Source organism: Xanthomonas chitinilytica (genome assembly GCF_026107455.2).
In the GTDB taxonomy this organism is placed as follows: Bacteria; Pseudomonadota; Gammaproteobacteria; order Xanthomonadales; family Xanthomonadaceae; genus Stenotrophomonas; species Stenotrophomonas chitinilytica.
This window is the reverse complement of sequence record NZ_JAPCHY010000007.1, coordinates 167,739-182,866: the sequence shown is the minus strand read 5'-3', so window position 1 is coordinate 182,866 and position 15,128 is coordinate 167,739. Positions and strand designations below refer to the sequence as shown.

Here is a 15,128-nt window from a genome sequence, read left to right as displayed (position 1 = left end):
ATGCTGCCTTTGGTCGCCCTGGTCGGACGGCCGAATGTCGGCAAGTCCACCATTTTCAATGCGCTCACGCGCACCCGCGACGCGCTGGTCCACGACCAGCCGGGCGTTACCCGCGACCGCAACTATGGTGTCTGCCGGCTGGACGAGGACAACCCGTTCCTGGTCGTGGACACCGGCGGCATCGCCGGTGAGGACGAGGGCCTGGCCGGCGCCACCGCGCGGCAGGCGCGCGCGGCCGCGGCCGAGGCCGACCTGATCCTGTTCGTGGTCGATGCCCGTGAGGGCACCTCGGCGTTGGATGACGAGATCCTGGCGTGGCTGCGCAAGCTGTCGCGGCCGACGCTGCTGTTGATCAACAAGATCGACGGCACCGACGAGCAGGCGGTGCGCTCGGAATTCGCCCGCTACGGCTTCCGCGAAATGCTGACGGTCTCCGCCGCGCATCGCCAGGGCCTGGACGACCTGCTCGACGAGATCGTCGAGCGCCTGCCGGAAGAAGGCACCACCGAAACCCTGGACGACGACCCCTCGCGCATGCGCATCGCCTTCGTCGGCCGCCCGAACGTGGGCAAGTCGACGCTGGTGAACCGCCTGCTCGGCGAGGAGCGGATGATCGCCTCCGAGGTGCCCGGAACCACCCGCGACTCGATCGCGGTGGACCTGGAACGCGACGGCCGCGAGTACCGGCTGATCGATACCGCCGGCCTGCGGCGCAAGGCGCGGGTCGACGAAGTGGTCGAGAAGTTCAGCGTGGTCAAGACGCTGCAGTCGATCGAGCATTGCCAGGTGGCGGTGCTGATGCTGGACGCCAGCGAGGGCGTGACCGACCAGGACGCCAGCGTGCTGGGCGCGGTGCTCGATGCCGGCCGGGCGCTGGTGGTGGCGATCAACAAGTGGGACGGTCTGACCGACTACCAGCGCGAGCAGGCCGAGACCCTGCTGTCGCTCAAGCTCGGTTTCGTGCCGTGGGCCGAAGTGGTGCGCATCTCCGCCAAGCATGGCTCGGGCCTGCGCGAGCTGTTCCGCGCGATCCACCGCGCGCACGCCTCGGCCACCAAGGAGTTCAGCACCAGCGAGGTCAACAAGGCGCTGGAAGTGGCCTACGAGACCAACCCGCCGCCGAGCATCCGCGGCCATGTCTCCAAGCTGCGCTACGTGCACCCGGGCGGCAGCAACCCGCCGACCTTCATCGTCCACGGCACCCGCCTGAAGGAGCTGCCGGAGTCGTACAAGCGCTACCTGGAGAACTTCTTCCGCAAGCGCTTCAAGCTGGTCGGTACGCCGGTGCAGTTCATCTTCCGCGAGGGCGCCAACCCCTACGAGGGCAAGAAGAACGTGCTGACCGAGCGCCAGATCGCGCGCAAGCGGCGCCTGATCCGGCACGTGAAGGGCCGCAAGTAGGCCGCTGCGCCGGGCCGCGCCCGCACGCGCCATCGGTTTGCGTGCGGTTCGTGGCGGCGTCTCCCGCGCTGGCGGCCCGCGGTACGGGTTGCCCGCAGGCGACCGGCACCGCCGGGCGGACGCTCGGTTCCCGCCACGTCCGTCGCCAGCGCCGTTCCGGCCGGGGATAATGCCGGCATGAGCATCGCCGAAATCACTCCCGCCCAGGCCCGCCAGCGCGTCGCGCAGGGCGCGACGCTGATCGACGTGCGCGAACTCCACGAACGCGCGGGCGGACAGGCCGAGGGCGCGCTGGGCATCGCCAAGGGCGACCTGCAGGCCGATCCGGCCGCCCATGTCGCCGATCCCGGCACCGAGCTCATCCTGATCTGCCAGAGCGGGCGGCGTTCGCTGGAAGCCGCCGGGGTGCTGGCCGCGGCCGGCTACCGCAACGTCGTTTCGGTGGCCGGCGGCACCAGCCGCTGGAGCGCCGAGGGCCTGCCTTTGGTGCGGCCGCTGCTGCCGGCCGACGAACGGGATTTCCTGGAGCGCTATTCGCGCCACCTGCGGCTGCCGGAAGTAGGCATCGACGGGCAGCGCCGCCTGCAGCAGGCAAGGGTGCTGATGATCGGCGCCGGCGGGCTGGGATCGCCGGCCGGTTTCTACCTGGCCGCGGCCGGCGTCGGCCACCTGCGCATCGCCGACGACGACGTGGTCGACCTGAGCAACCTGCAGCGGCAGATCCTGCACACCCAGGCGCGGATCGGCCAGCCCAAGGTGCTGTCCGCGGCGGCCAGCCTGTCGGCGCTCAACCCCGGCGTGCAGGTCGAGGCGGTGCAGCAGCGGGTGACCTCGGCCAATGTCGAGCAGCTGCTGCAGGACGTGGACGTGGTGCTGGACGGCTCGGACAACTTCCCGGTGCGCTACCTGCTCAACGATGCCTGCGTGAAGCTGGGCAAGCCGCTGGTGTACGGCGCGGTGCAGCGTTTCGAAGGACAGGTCAGCGTGTTCGACGCCGGCCGCCATCGCGGCCAGGCGCCCTGCTACCGCTGCCTGTTCCCCGAGCCGCCGCCGCCGGAGTTCGCGCCCAACTGTTCCGAGGCCGGCGTGCTGGGCGTGTTGCCGGGGATCGTCGGCCTGCTGCAGGCCAACGAGGTGCTCAAGCTGCTGCTCGGCATCGGCCAGCCGCTGGCCGGGCGCCTGCTGCATTTCGACGCGCTGGCGATGCGTTTCCGCGAGACGCGGTTGCCGGCCGATCCCGCCTGTCCGGTCTGCGCGCAGGGCCGGCCGTTCCCTGGCTACATCGACTACGCCGCGTTCTGCTCCAGCGCGGCCTGAGCGCCGGCGGTCGTCGTCAACGGCCCGCGCTTGTCCTATCGTGGAGCGATCTGAACCGAACGGGCGATCCGCATGGCGACCGAAGCCTCCACTGAACTGGTGAAAGTAGTGGCCCTGCTGGGTGCGGCGGTCGTGGCCGTGCCGCTGTTCCGGCGGCTGGGGCTGGGCTCGGTGCTGGGCTATTTCGCCGCCGGCCTGGCGATCGGGCCGTTCGGATTCGGCTGGTTCTCCGACCCGCAGGCGATCCTGCACGTGGCCGAACTGGGCGTGGTGATGTTCCTGTTCGTGATCGGGCTGGAGATGCGGCCGGCGCACCTGTGGGGGCTGCGCCGCGAGATCTTCGGGCTGGGCACGGCGCAGGTGATGACCGCCGCCGTGGTGCTGGCGGTGATCTGCAGGCTGCTGGGCCTGCCGTGGCCGGTGGCGTTCGTCGCCGCCTCCGGCTTCGTGCTGACGTCCACCGCGGTGGTGATGCAGCTGCTGGCCGAACGCGGCGACATCGCGTTGCCTTCGGGGCAGAAGATCGTCTCGATCCTGCTGTTCGAGGACCTGCTGATCGTGCCGTTGCTGGCGGTGGTGGCATGGATGGCGCCGGCACATGCGGCGAGCGGGGAGGCGTCGCGCTGGATCGCCATCGCCACCGGCGCCGGTGCCATCGTCGGCCTGGTGGTGGTGGGCCGGTTCCTGCTCAATCCGCTGTTCCGGCTGCTGGCCGCGGCCAAGGCGCGCGAGGTGATGACCGCGGCCGCGCTGCTGGTGGTGCTGGGCGCGGCGCTGCTGATGCAGCTGGGTGGGCTGTCGATGGCGATGGGCGCGTTCCTGGCCGGCGTGCTGCTGTCCGGCTCGATCTTCCGCCACCAGATCGAGGCCGACATCGAGCCGTTCCGCGGCATCCTGCTGGGGCTGTTCTTCCTCAGCGTCGGCATGGCGCTGGACCTGCAGGTGGTGATCGCGGACTGGCTGCGGATCGCCTCGCTGGTGCTGTTGCTGATGCTGGCCAAGGCGGTCTGCATCTACGTCGTGGGCCGGCTGCTGGGCGGCGACCACCCGCAGGCGCTGGATCGCGCGGTGCTGATGGCGCAGGGCGGCGAATTCGCCTTCGTGCTGTTCGCCGCCGCGGTATCGGCCGGGGTGATCGATGGGCCGGTCAACGCCACCCTGACCGCGGTGGTGGTGCTGTCGATGGCGCTGACGCCGCTGTTCGTGCTGTTGTACACGCGCTTCAAGCCGACGCGGTCGCCGTCGCTCGATGGCGTGGAGGCCGCGGAAGGACTGAGCGGGAGCGTGCTGGTGATCGGCTTCGGCCGCTTCGGCCAGGTGGCCAGCCAGTCGCTGCTGGCGCGCGACGTGGACGTGACCATCATCGACAACGACATCGGGATGATCCAGAGCGCGGCCGATTTCGGCTTCAAGATCTACTACGGCGACGGCACCCGGCTGGACGTGCTGCATGCCAGTGGCGCCGGCAGTGCGCGGGTGATCGCGGTGTGCGTGGACCAGCGCGAGGCCGCCGACCGCATCGTCGAGCTGGCCCGCCACGTATTCCCGCAGGCGCGCCTGCTGGTGCGTTCGTACGATCGCGAGCATTCGCTGGCGCTGATCCGGGCCGGGGTGGATTACCAGATCCGCGAGACCTTCGAATCGGCGGTCGAGTTCGGGCGCTCGGCGCTGATGCAGCTGGGCGTGGACGAGGTGGAGGCCGACGAACTCGCCCGCGACATCCGTCAGCGCGACGGCGAGCGCTTCGAACTGGAGATGGCCGGCGGCGACCTGAGCGCCGGTGCCGGCCTGCTGTACGGCACCGGTGCGCCGGCCGTGCCGCGGCCCACGCCGTTCACGCCGCCGCGGCGCGAGGCGCGCAACCTGAATGCCGAGGCATTGCCGGCGGGCGAGGCCGGTCAGGGCGAGCGCGGGTCCTGAGCGAAGAACTGTCGCAGCAGCGCCAGGTAATCGGTGCTGTTGGCGATGCTGTTGTGGTCGCTGCCGGCGATCGTGGCCACCTGCGGGGGCCGCGGCAGCGCAGCGATCAGGCTGTCGGTATTGGCTGCTGGCACCACCGTGTCGTGGCTGGCGCGCACGATCATCAGTTCCCCGGCGTGCCGCGGCAGGTAGTCGGTCGAAGGGTAGGCGTCGCGCAGCAGCCAGCGCACCGGCACCCAGCGGTAATGCGATTGCGCGGTGGCGCGCACGCTGTCGAACGGGGTGACCAGCGCCAGCCGCGACACCCGCCGCTGCGAGGCCACGTAGCTGGCCACGCCGCTGCCCAGGCTGCGGCCGATCACGTCGATCTCCACCTCCGGGCGTTGCCGGCGCACATGGTCGTAGAGCGCCAGCGCATCGGCCAGCAGCGCCGGCTGCGTCGGCCGGCCGTCGCTGGCGCCGTAGCCGCGGTAGGCCAGCAGATAGACCGTATGGCCGGGCAGCACCACGCTGGCCTGGTCGCGGAAGCCGCGCAGGTCCTCGGCGTTGCCGCCGAAGTAGAGCAGGGCGCGGGGAGCGGCCGGGGTCAGTCGCCAGCCGCGCAGGACAAGGCCATCCTCGCGCGGCAGCTCGAAGCCGGTGTCTTCGGGCGGGATGCGGGTGGCCTGCGGGAAGTACAGCAGCTCGCGCTGCTTGACGAACAGGAAGCCGCATACCGCCAGATAGGCGGCCGCTGACACGCCGGCGACGAGCGACAGCGGCCGCCTCATCGAGGCAGGAGCCGGTGCGGCCGGAGGCGGCGGGCGTGCAGGACGGCGATCGCGATGATGTCGGCCATGGCGGAATCGGGGACAATAGGCAGCCCCGACTCTACACCCCGCGCACCCATGACCGCTTCCGCAGACGCCGCCGCGACGGCCCGTATCCTCGATGGCCGGCGCATCGCCGAAGACCTGCTCGACGGGCTGAAGGTGCGGGTGGACGCGCGCATCGCCGCCGGCGGTTCGCGCCCGGGACTGGCAGTGGTGCTGGTCGGCGGCGACCCGGCCTCCGCTGTCTACGTGCGCAACAAGCGCCGCGCGGCCGAGAAGGTCGGCATCGAGGCGTTCGACTACGACCTGCCGGCCGGTACCGGCGAGGCCGAGCTGCTGGCGCTGATCGACCGGCTCAACGCGGATCCGAAGATCCACGGCATCCTGGTGCAGCTGCCGCTGCCCGGCATCCCCGACGCCAGCCGGCTGATCCACCGCATCGACCCGCGCAAGGACGTGGACGGCTTCCACCCCGAGAACGTCGGCCACCTGGTGCTGCGCGAGTTCGGCCTGCGTCCGTGCACGCCGCGCGGCATCGTCACCCTGCTGGCGCATACCGACCAGCCGGTGCGCGGCCGCAACGCCACGATCGTCGGCGTCAGCAACCACGTCGGCCGGCCGATGGGCCTGGAACTGCTGATCGCCGGCTGCACCGTGACCAGCTGCCACAAGTTCACCCCGCGCGACGTGCTGGAACAGGCGGTGCGCAATGCCGACATCCTGGTGGTGGCGGTGGGTCGCCCGGGCATCGTGCCGGGCGAGTGGGTCAAGCCCGGCGCGGTGGTCATCGACGTCGGCATCAACCGCCTGGACGACGGCCGCCTGGTCGGCGACGTCGGCTTCGAGGCGGCGGCGCAGCGCGCCAGCTGGATCACCCCGGTGCCGGGCGGGGTGGGGCCGATGACCGTGGCCACGCTGATGCAGAACACCATCGAGGCCGCGGAAGCCGCGGACTGAACGGCAGTTGCTCGGCCGGCGGGGCGCGCCGCGGGTGTTCACCGGGGCTGAAGGTGGCGGGTGGTCGCTGGCGCATGGCGACGCGTTCCTGGTCATGGCGCTTCGGGGTTGCCGGGGCGCGCGGCCCCATCTCGTAACCATCCATACCCCCAACCGCTACGCGGTTGCCCCCTGACTCAGGGGGAGCGTCATCGCATTCGCGCTGACGCCCCATGACCTGCGTTGCAGGCCATGGGCCCCACCTCATAACCATCCATACCCCCACCGCTACGCGGTTGCCCCCTGACTCAGGGGGGGAGCGTCATCGCATTCGCGCTGACGCCCCATGACCTGCGTTGCAGGCCATGGGCCCCGCCTCATAACCATCCATACCCCCACCGCTACGCGGTTGCCCCCTGACTCAGGGGGCCTTCCTCGGTAATGATCGCGGGGGCTTCTTGGCCCATGCCCGGATGGGGCGCACGGATACAACGGTGAATTGCGGTTTGCGATACCCGGATGCGCTTCCAGCCCCTGCCACCGGCGGCCGAAAAAGGGTAAAATGTCGCGCTTCCCCACATCTCGGGTCCGCCGATGCTACGCATCCAGGCTGAAGCACTCACCTACGACGACGTTTCCCTCGTCCCCGCCCATTCGACCATCCTGCCCAAGGACGTCAGCCTGGAGACGCGCCTGACGCGCGACCTGCGGCTGAAGCTGCCGATCGTCTCGGCCGCGATGGATACCGTGACCGAATCGCGCCTGGCCATCGCCATGGCCCAGCTCGGCGGCATCGGCATCATCCACAAGAACCTGTCGCTGGAACAGCAGGCGGCCGAGGTGGCCAAGGTCAAGAAGTTCGAGTCCGGGGTGATCCGCGACCCGATCACGGTCGACCCGGAAACCAGCATCCGCGACGTGCTCGCGCTGACCCGCGCGCGCAACATCTCCGGCGTGCCGGTGGTCGACGGCGGCCAGCTGGTGGGCATCGTCACCCACCGCGACATGCGCTTCGAGACCGAGCTGGACGATCCGGTCCGCCACATCATGACCAAGAAGGACCGCCTGATCACGGTCAAGGAAGGCGCCGAAGCCAACGAAGTGCTGCAGCTGCTGCACAAGAACCGCATCGAGAAGGTGCTGGTGGTCAACGACGCGTTCGAGCTGCGCGGGCTGATCACGGTCAAGGACATCCAGAAGAAGTCCGACAACCCCAATGCCGCCAAGGACAGCGCCACCCGGCTGCTGGTCGGCGCCGCGGTGGGCGTGGGCGGCGATACCGAGCAGCGCATCGAGGCGCTGGTGGCCGCCGGCGTCGACGTGATCATCGTCGACACCGCGCACGGCCATTCGCAGGGCGTGATCGACCGCGTCGGCTGGGCCAAGAAGCACTATCCGCAGCTGCAGGTCGTTGGCGGCAACATCGTCACCGGCGATGCCGCGCTGGCGCTGATGGACGTCGGCGCCGATGCGGTCAAGGTCGGCGTCGGCCCCGGTTCGATCTGCACCACGCGCGTGGTCGCCGGCGTCGGCGTGCCGCAGATCACCGCCATCGACATGGTGGCCGAGGCGTTGCAGGACCGCATCCCGCTGATCGCCGACGGCGGCATCCGCTATTCCGGCGACATCGGCAAGGCGCTGGTGGCCGGTGCTTCCACGGTGATGATCGGCGGGCTGTTCGCCGGCACCGAGGAATCCCCGGGCGAGACCGAACTGTTCCAGGGCCGCAGCTACAAGAGCTACCGCGGCATGGGCTCGCTGGCGGCGATGGAGAAGGGCAGCAAGGACCGCTACTTCCAGGATTCGGCCGACGCCGACAAGCTGGTGCCCGAAGGCATCGAAGGCCGCGTGCCGTACCGCGGCCCGGTCGGCGGCATCGTCCACCAGCTGGTGGGCGGCCTGCGCGCGACGATGGGCTACGTCGGTTGCGCCACCATCGAGGAAATGCGCAGCAAGCCGAAGTTCGTGAAGATCACCGGCGCCGGCCAGCGCGAGAGCCACGTGCACGACGTGCAGATCACCAAGGAGCCGCCGAACTACCGGATGGGCTGAACTGGCGGCACCGGAGGCCCTGCGCTGTCCCCATCGGTTTTGACCAGGAAGCATCGCGATGCCGGAATTGTCGAGTCTGATCGGTTTCTCGCTGATAGCGCTGGGCATGGTGCTGACGCCGGGGCCCAACATGATCTATCTGGTATCGCGCTCGATATGCCAGGGCAGGGCGGCAGGGCTGATCTCGCTGGGCGGCGTTGCGCTGGGATTCGTCTTCTACATGCTGTGCGCGGCCTTCGGCATCACCGCGATCGTGCTGGCGGTTCCCTACGCCTACGACGCGTTGCGCATCGGTGGCGCGCTGTATCTGCTGTGGCTGGCCTGGCAGGCGATCCGGCCCGGCGGCCGTTCTCCGTTCCAGGTGCACGATCTGCCGGACGACGGGCCGCGCAAGTTGTTCGCCATGGGCTTCATCACCAACCTGCTCAACCCCAAGATCGCGATCATGTACCTGTCGCTGCTGCCGCAGTTCATCGATCCGCAGCTTGGAAGCGTACTGGCGCAATCGCTGATCCTGGGCACGGCGCAGATCGCGATCAGCGTCGGCGTCAATGCCGCGATCGCGGTGACCGCAGGCTCCATTGCCGGCTTTCTCGCCGGGCGCCCCATCTGGATCGCCGTGCAACGCTGGTTGATGGCAGGCACCCTTGCCGGACTGGCAGTCCGGATGGCGACCGAAGCGCGCCGCTGAATCCACTTCGCTCCTGACAACAGACTTTCCCGATGACCGACCTCCATAGCGACAAGATCCTCATCCTCGACTTCGGCGCGCAGTACACCCAGCTGATCGCCCGTCGCATCCGCGAGATCGGCGTGTACTGCGAAATCTGGGCCTGGGACCACGATCCGGCCGAGATCGCCGCGTTCGGCGCCAAGGGCATCATCCTGTCCGGCGGCCCGGAATCGACCACGCTGCCCGGCGCTCCCGCCGCGCCGCAGCAGGTGTTCGACAGCGGCCTGCCGATCCTGGGCATCTGCTACGGCATGCAGACCCTGGCCGCGCAGCTGGGTGGCGCCACCGAGGCGGCCGACCAGCGCGAGTTCGGCCATGCCGAGGTGGATGTGGTCGCCCCCGATGCGCTGTTCAAGGGCCTGACCGACCATGCCGGCAAGTCGCGCCTGAACGTGTGGATGAGCCACGGCGACCACGTTTCCAGGGCGCCGCCGGGCTTCACCGTCACCGCCGTCACCGACCGCATCCCGGTCGCGGCGATGGCCAACGAGGACAAGCGCTGGTACGGCGTGCAGTTCCACCCGGAAGTGACCCACACCCTGCAGGGCCAGGCGCTGCTGCGTCGTTTCGTGGTCGACATCTGCGGCTGCCAGACGCTGTGGACCGCCGAGCACATCATCGAGGACCAGATCGCGCGCGTGCGCGAGCAGGTCGGCAGCGACGAGGTGATCCTGGGCCTGTCCGGCGGCGTCGATTCCTCGGTGGTCGCCGCGCTGCTGCACAAGGCCATCGGCGAGCAGCTGACCTGCGTGTTCGTCGACACCGGCCTGCTGCGCTGGCAGGAAGGCGACCAGGTGATGGCGATGTTCGCCGAGCACATGGGCGTCAAGGTCATCCGGGTCAACGCCGCGGACCGCTATTTCAAGGCGCTGGAAGGCGTCAGCGACCCGGAGGCCAAGCGCAAGATCATCGGCAACCTGTTCGTCGAGATCTTCGACGAGGAGTCGAACAAGCTCGCCAACGCCAAGTGGCTGGCGCAGGGCACGATCTACCCGGACGTGATCGAATCGGCCGGCAGCAAGACCGGCAAGGCCCACGTCATCAAGAGCCACCACAACGTCGGCGGCCTGCCCGAGCACATGAAGCTGGGCCTGGTCGAGCCGCTGCGCGAGCTGTTCAAGGACGAGGTGCGGCGCCTGGGCGTCGAACTCGGCCTGCCGCGCAGCATGGTCTACCGCCACCCGTTCCCGGGCCCGGGCCTGGGCGTGCGCATCCTCGGCGAAGTGAAGCGCGAGTACGCCGAACTGTTGGCCAGGGCCGACGCCATCTTCATCGACGAACTGCGCAAGGCCGACCTGTACGACAGGACCAGCCAGGCGTTCGCGGTGTTCCTGCCGGTCAAGTCGGTGGGCGTGGTCGGCGACGCCCGCGCCTACGAATGGGTGATCGCGTTGCGTGCGGTGGAGACCATCGACTTCATGACCGCGCACTGGGCGCACCTGCCGTACGACTTCCTCGGCACGGTGAGCAACCGCATCATCAACGAGCTGCGCGGCGTCTCGCGGGTGGTCTACGACATCTCCGGCAAGCCGCCGGCGACGATCGAGTGGGAGTGAGATCGGGCGCGAGACGCTGACCATCGGCCGTTGCGGGCCGGCCGGCGTCTCGCTGGCCTCGGACCCGCGGAAAGCCGAGCGACGCCAGGAAGGCCGTCGCCCAGCGGCTCGGGCAAACCTTGGCGCCGATCGAGATGCGCACGCTGGATCGCATCGTCGCCGCAGGCGACCGGGCGATGGCTTTCACTGAACACGACCGGCCGTGAGGGAAGGGGGCTTCGGCCCCCTTCCGCTGTGCCGCTGGAGAGAGGTTGCGCGGTGTCGGCGGCTGGCACGTCGTCACCCATGTCTCCGGCCCGGCTTCCAGATCCGGGCCTGCGCGCTTCGCTTGCCGTGCGCCCCGCACAAGGAGGCGGCCGTTGCCTTGCCCGGCCGTCTCCCCTGACTTCATCACCTCGTCCGCGACAGTAGCCCGCTCCCGTGTGCCGTCAAGGCGCGCAAGGTCGTCCCCGGAAGCGGAGAAGCGCAATGGTTTCGTAGTCTTCGGAGGAGGCCGGTTGTCTCCTGGTATCCGCGTCCGGCAATCCTGTGGACGCATTGGATCCCAGCATCACGTCCCCGCGCGCGACCTGTAGCGATCCTCGTGCTCCAGGTCCGCGATTGGCGAGAGGATGCCGGGGTCGAACGCTGCCAGCACTCTTTCCTCGCGCAGCCGTTTCGGCCAATCCGGATGGGCCAGCGCTCCCCGGCCCAGGGAGACCCAGTCGGCGTGCCCTTCCTGGATCACGAGGGAGGCTTTGCGGGCGTCATGCAGCGAGCCGTTGGCAAGCACCGGCAGGCGGCTGTGTTCCCTGGCCAGGGAGGCAAGGCTGGGCCCCGTGCCGAAGGCCGGTTGCCAGGCCTCGTACTCGGTAACGTGGAGATAGTCGATCGGCAGGGCGCCCAGTGCCCGGAACAGCTCCGCGGCCTCCTGCTCGCCTCCATTCCACTTGTAGGTGAAGTCGTTGACCTTGGCTTGGGAAACACGGACGCCGACCACGAAATCGGGTCCCACGGCGGCCCGCACGGCGTGGACGATTTCCCCGGCAAGCCGCATCCGGCATGCCAGGTCGCCGCCGTACGCGTCTTCGCGCGCGTTGGTGGCTTCCGATAGGAACTGGTCGATCAGATAGCCATTGGCGGCATGGATTTCCACGCCATCGAAACCGGCCTCCGCCGCGCGTCGGGCTGCGCCGGCGAAGCCGGCCACGGCCTCGGCGATCTCGTCGACCGTCATCGCCTCGGGCAAACGGTACTCGCCGGCGCCCCGATAGAATGCCATCTGCGTTCCTTTGGGCCGAAGGGCCGATGGGCCCTTGGTCGTGGCGCGATGAACGTTCGCCTGCGAGAGCGCTCCGGCATGCATCAGCTGGGCGATGAACCTGGCGCCGCCGGCATGGACGCCGCCCGCGATCGCCCGCCACCCCTCGCGGTGCGCATCCGTCGCCAGGCCGGGCTGGAAGGCATAGCCCTGCGAGAACGCCAGGTCCGTGTACAACCCCTCGGTGATCACGAGCCCGAATCCGCCCTCCGCAAAGGCCTGGTAGTAGCGGGCCATACGCTCGGTGGGCACTCCTTCCGACGTCGCGCTTACCCGGGTCATGGGGGCGACGGCCAGGCGATTGGGCAGCTCCAGGTTCCCGATGGCGAGCGGCTCGAAGAGGACGGCAGGGTCGGTCGCGACATCCTGCGCGGGGCGATTCTCGATGGTCATTGCGCTTCCTTCGGCTTGGCGACGGCTGCGATGGCCTCGATCTCGATGAGGGCCCTGGGGTCGTACAGGGCGGTGATCTCGGCGATGGTGTCGGCCGGGTACGGCTCCGAGAAGAACTCGCGGCGCAGTTGCACGACGTCCTGGAAGTTGCCCATGTCGGTGACGAAGATGGTGACCTTGATGACGTCGTGCAGGCTGGAGCCGCCGGCTTCCAGTGCCCGGGACAGGTTGGAGAAGGCCTGGCGGCCCTGGGCGAGGAAGTCGCCGGGGACGATCTTGCCGTCCTCGCCGCCTGCCGCCTGGCCCGAGATGAAGACCAGGTCCCCGAAGCGGATGCCCTGCGAGAGCAGGTAGGGGGCGTAGTGGTCGGGTTCTGTAATGATGCGTTCGCGCATTTCCGGCTCCTGGTTGTAGGTCCAATGGGATGATGTGGATTCATCGATTTCCCATGGGTACCGATCATCAGGTGCGCATTTATTGGTGACAAACGATCATTCATCACTCCATTGATGATATGGTTTCATCCATGAAGAGCCCGGTACGCCGCCTTCCGCCGATGTCTACGCTGCGCGCCTTCGAGGCGGCGGCCCGCCATTGCAGCTTCAAGCAGGCGGCCGCCGAGCTGGCCGTCACTCCGACGGCGGTGAGCCACCGGATCCGGGCGCTCGAGGAGTACCTCGGGATCAAGCTGTTCGATCGCCAGGTGCGCCAGGTGCTCCTCACGGATGCCGGCCTGCAGTTGTATCCGGTGCTCCAGCGGGGCTTCGACGCCTTCGATGGTGCGATCCGGCGGCTGATGGCGCCTGGCGAGCGGGAACGCGTCACGATCTCGGCGACCAATGCGTTCACTGCGAAGTGGCTTGTTCCCCGGGTGGCCGGCTTCCGGGCGGAGCATCCCGGCATCGATCTGCAACTCCACGCCTCGGACGCGGTGGTGGATCTCGCCAGCCATGCGTTCGACATGGCGATCCGGTACGGCAAAGGCCGGTATCCGGGCGCCCGGACAGAGATCCTGTTTGCCGACGAATACGTGCCGGTGATCAACCCCATGCTCCAGGTGAGGTCCTATGAGGACCTGGGGGCATATCCCCTGATCCATTTCGACTGGCAAAAGGCAGCGCCGGACAATCCCACCTGGACGAGGTGGTACTCGGAGGCGGGCCTTCCCTGGTCGCCGTCCCAGGCGGAGCTTCGCTACTCCGATGAGGGGCATGCGATTCAGGCGGCGGTGGCTGGCCAGGGGATTGCGCTGCTCAGCGTGCCGTTGGTGGCCGAGGAGATTGCGGCGGGGCGGCTTGTGCAGCCGTTCGGACCGGCAATCGCGGGCTATACCTATCACCTGGTGACCCGTGAAGACCGGCGCCCCAGCGCTGCTGCGGTGGCAGTCATGGATTGGCTCCGCAGCGCGGCAAGGGCTGGGCAGGAGGAAGGTTCGCCGCGCCTGGATGGGAGTAGGGCATGAGGCGCAAGGGCGGTGGAGCCGACGCCGGCCCTGCCGGGAAAGCCCGGTCAGGACCGAAGGCCGCGGGCAATCGGATGAATCCGATCCCGTCCGGTCCAGACAAAGCCTTGCGCCACCATGTCGAGCGTCTTCGCCGCTCTCCAGGCGTTGCGACGGCCAGGTGAGCTGCGGGCGGAGCGGGTCGCTGAAAAGCCCGCGACTGACGTCGCTCCTGCAACGTCTCCTGCTGCTGGTAGGAGCGACGCCAGTCGCGACCGATGGTGCCGACTGCGCTGATGGAACCCCGGGTTTTCCCTTCGCACGCTCGATGGCGCCGCCGTAGCCGGCTTTCTTCGCTCAACGTCATTCCTGCGCCGGCCGGACAAGCGCCGTCGTGGCGGTGCGTCGGGGAATGGCCGTGTCGGCATGCCGTGCTGTTGCGGATGTGATCGACGCCCCCGTCTTCCTTGCAGATCATCGGAAAAATCGAGGTGCGAGCCGCCATTCCCCGATGGGGGATCAAGGCCAAGGCGTTTCAGGAAGTTCCGGATCCGCTGTGCGGTTACGGCAGGCGACTGGCGTTGGCCGGACGGCTGGCCAGCTTCTTGTCCTTGCGCTCGCGCAGTTCGACCAGTTCTTCTTCCAGCACCTGGAAGAAGTCCTTGCCGGTCGGTGTGGCTTCGTTGGTTTCGTGCTCCCAGTAGACGATGTTGCCGTCGCGGTCGAAGCAGTAGCGGTTGGCGTCGCCGAATACCTTCAGGAACGGCACCAGCGGCAGGCCGGTGTCGTCGCGGAACTGCAGGGTCATCGCGCGCAGGTCCATGAAGTCGGGAATGCCTTCGGCGTCGTTGAACGTGCACAAGCCCCAGAGGAAGGTCCAGAACGGGCCGACATCGAACTCGCGCGGACGCGGCCACAGTTCTTCCTTGACCGCCACGTAGACGCCGCCGTACCTGCCGGATGCGTGGGCGAGAAACTCGTCCGGGAACCGGCATTGCAGTTCCTCGGCCAGGGCCTGCAACTGTGCGACCGGAGGCGCGTTTTCGCGGGCCGACATGACGTCGTAGGTGTCGTCTTCGAGGTGTCGGGACAGCAGGTCCCAGGTTCTGTCGAGCATGTTCCTTCCTTGTGGCTTCCATTGCCGCCGCCACGCGCTGCCGGGACGGGTGCGTCCGATGATAGCGGTGGGCGATGCGGCCTCCCACCCGCATGCGGTACGGGATCAGATATCCCTCGGCAGGCGATCGAACGGGATCGGCAGCGAACG

Annotated in this window: 12 protein-coding genes; 8 read left to right on the top strand and 4 right to left on the bottom strand. The window is 68.6% G+C overall.

Annotated elements, in window-relative coordinates:
* The 3 genes from der (at nucleotide 1) to OK345_RS09635 (ending at nucleotide 4,638) form a co-directional block, all read left to right on the top strand.
* Nucleotides 1–1,401 carry a ribosome biogenesis GTPase Der gene (der, locus tag OK345_RS09645; protein ID WP_265127754.1) on the top strand — a complete coding sequence of 467 codons (1,401 nt, stop codon included), beginning with the start codon at nucleotides 1–3 and terminating at the stop codon, nucleotides 1,399–1,401.
* Nucleotides 1,402–1,578: 177 nt separating this feature from the next.
* Entirely contained in the window at nucleotides 1,579–2,718 is a 1,140-nt protein-coding gene (gene moeB / locus OK345_RS09640) for a molybdopterin-synthase adenylyltransferase MoeB (RefSeq protein ID WP_265127753.1), read from the top strand.
* Between the two features lie 72 nt (nucleotides 2,719–2,790).
* Nucleotides 2,791–4,638: a monovalent cation:proton antiporter-2 (CPA2) family protein gene (locus OK345_RS09635; protein WP_265127752.1), complete on the top strand. Its 1,848-nt coding sequence runs from the start codon at nucleotides 2,791–2,793 to the stop codon at nucleotides 4,636–4,638.
* Here OK345_RS09635 and OK345_RS09630 read toward each other — a convergent pair.
* Entirely contained in the window at nucleotides 4,617–5,408 is a 792-nt protein-coding gene (locus OK345_RS09630) for an alpha/beta hydrolase (protein WP_265127751.1), read from the bottom strand. The two genes, OK345_RS09635 and OK345_RS09630, sit on opposite strands and share 22 nt — an antisense overlap.
* A gap of 117 nt (nucleotides 5,409–5,525) precedes the next feature.
* Between OK345_RS09630 and folD the strand changes: the two genes are divergently transcribed.
* The 4 genes from folD (at nucleotide 5,526) to guaA (ending at nucleotide 10,727) form a co-directional block, all read left to right on the top strand.
* Nucleotides 5,526–6,407, top strand: a complete 882-nt coding sequence (gene folD / locus OK345_RS09625) for a bifunctional methylenetetrahydrofolate dehydrogenase/methenyltetrahydrofolate cyclohydrolase FolD (protein WP_265127750.1) — start codon at nucleotides 5,526–5,528, stop codon at nucleotides 6,405–6,407.
* 573 nt (nucleotides 6,408–6,980) lie between these two features.
* A complete protein-coding gene (guaB, locus tag OK345_RS09620) occupies nucleotides 6,981–8,438 on the top strand; it encodes an IMP dehydrogenase (protein WP_265127749.1) in 1,458 nt (485 codons plus the stop codon).
* Nucleotides 8,439–8,496: 58 nt separating this feature from the next.
* The gene (locus OK345_RS09615) at nucleotides 8,497–9,129 is read left to right on the top strand and encodes a LysE family translocator (RefSeq protein WP_265127748.1); all 633 of its coding nucleotides are present in this window, start codon (nucleotides 8,497–8,499) and stop codon (nucleotides 9,127–9,129) included.
* Between the two features lie 32 nt (nucleotides 9,130–9,161).
* A complete protein-coding gene (guaA, locus tag OK345_RS09610) occupies nucleotides 9,162–10,727 on the top strand; it encodes a glutamine-hydrolyzing GMP synthase (RefSeq protein ID WP_265127747.1) in 1,566 nt (521 codons plus the stop codon).
* Between the two features lie 550 nt (nucleotides 10,728–11,277).
* Here the strand turns inward: guaA and OK345_RS09605 are convergent.
* Nucleotides 11,278–12,420 carry an NADH:flavin oxidoreductase gene (locus OK345_RS09605; RefSeq protein WP_265127746.1) on the bottom strand — a complete coding sequence of 381 codons (1,143 nt, stop codon included), beginning with the start codon at nucleotides 12,418–12,420 and terminating at the stop codon, nucleotides 11,278–11,280.
* Entirely contained in the window at nucleotides 12,417–12,815 is a 399-nt protein-coding gene (locus OK345_RS09600) for a RidA family protein (RefSeq protein ID WP_265127745.1), read from the bottom strand. Before OK345_RS09600 ends, OK345_RS09605 begins: the two co-directional genes overlap by 4 nt.
* A gap of 131 nt (nucleotides 12,816–12,946) precedes the next feature.
* On the opposite strand from OK345_RS09600, the gene OK345_RS09595 reads away from it, so the two are divergent.
* Complete coding sequence (locus OK345_RS09595; protein ID WP_265127744.1) at nucleotides 12,947–13,882, top strand: LysR substrate-binding domain-containing protein; 936 nt, start codon at nucleotides 12,947–12,949, stop codon at nucleotides 13,880–13,882.
* Nucleotides 13,883–14,423: 541 nt separating this feature from the next.
* On the opposite strand, the gene OK345_RS09590 is transcribed toward OK345_RS09595, so the two are convergent.
* Nucleotides 14,424–14,978, bottom strand: coding sequence for an SMI1/KNR4 family protein (locus OK345_RS09590; RefSeq protein WP_265127743.1), 555 nt, complete (start codon nucleotides 14,976–14,978; stop codon nucleotides 14,424–14,426).
* Nucleotides 14,979–15,128 lie beyond the last annotated feature (150 nt).

Excerpts from the sequence above, each read along its gene's own strand:
- OK345_RS09605 (WP_265127746.1), bottom strand. The coding sequence starts at position 12,420 with ATGACCATCGAGAATCGCCCCGCGCAGGATGTCGCGACCGACCCTGCC.
- OK345_RS09590 (WP_265127743.1), bottom strand. The coding sequence starts at position 14,978 with ATGCTCGACAGAACCTGGGACCTGCTGTCCCGACACCTCGAAGACGAC.
- folD (WP_265127750.1), top strand. The coding sequence starts at position 5,526 with ATGACCGCTTCCGCAGACGCCGCCGCGACGGCCCGTATCCTCGATGGC.
- guaA (WP_265127747.1), top strand. The coding sequence starts at position 9,162 with ATGACCGACCTCCATAGCGACAAGATCCTCATCCTCGACTTCGGCGCG.
- moeB (WP_265127753.1), top strand. The coding sequence starts at position 1,579 with ATGAGCATCGCCGAAATCACTCCCGCCCAGGCCCGCCAGCGCGTCGCG.
- OK345_RS09600 (WP_265127745.1), bottom strand. The coding sequence starts at position 12,815 with ATGCGCGAACGCATCATTACAGAACCCGACCACTACGCCCCCTACCTG.
- OK345_RS09615 (WP_265127748.1), top strand. The coding sequence starts at position 8,497 with ATGCCGGAATTGTCGAGTCTGATCGGTTTCTCGCTGATAGCGCTGGGC.
- guaB (WP_265127749.1), top strand. The coding sequence starts at position 6,981 with ATGCTACGCATCCAGGCTGAAGCACTCACCTACGACGACGTTTCCCTC.
- OK345_RS09635 (WP_265127752.1), top strand. The coding sequence starts at position 2,791 with ATGGCGACCGAAGCCTCCACTGAACTGGTGAAAGTAGTGGCCCTGCTG.
- OK345_RS09630 (WP_265127751.1), bottom strand. The coding sequence starts at position 5,408 with ATGAGGCGGCCGCTGTCGCTCGTCGCCGGCGTGTCAGCGGCCGCCTAT.
- OK345_RS09595 (WP_265127744.1), top strand. The coding sequence starts at position 12,947 with ATGAAGAGCCCGGTACGCCGCCTTCCGCCGATGTCTACGCTGCGCGCC.
- der (WP_265127754.1), top strand. The coding sequence starts at position 1 with ATGCTGCCTTTGGTCGCCCTGGTCGGACGGCCGAATGTCGGCAAGTCC.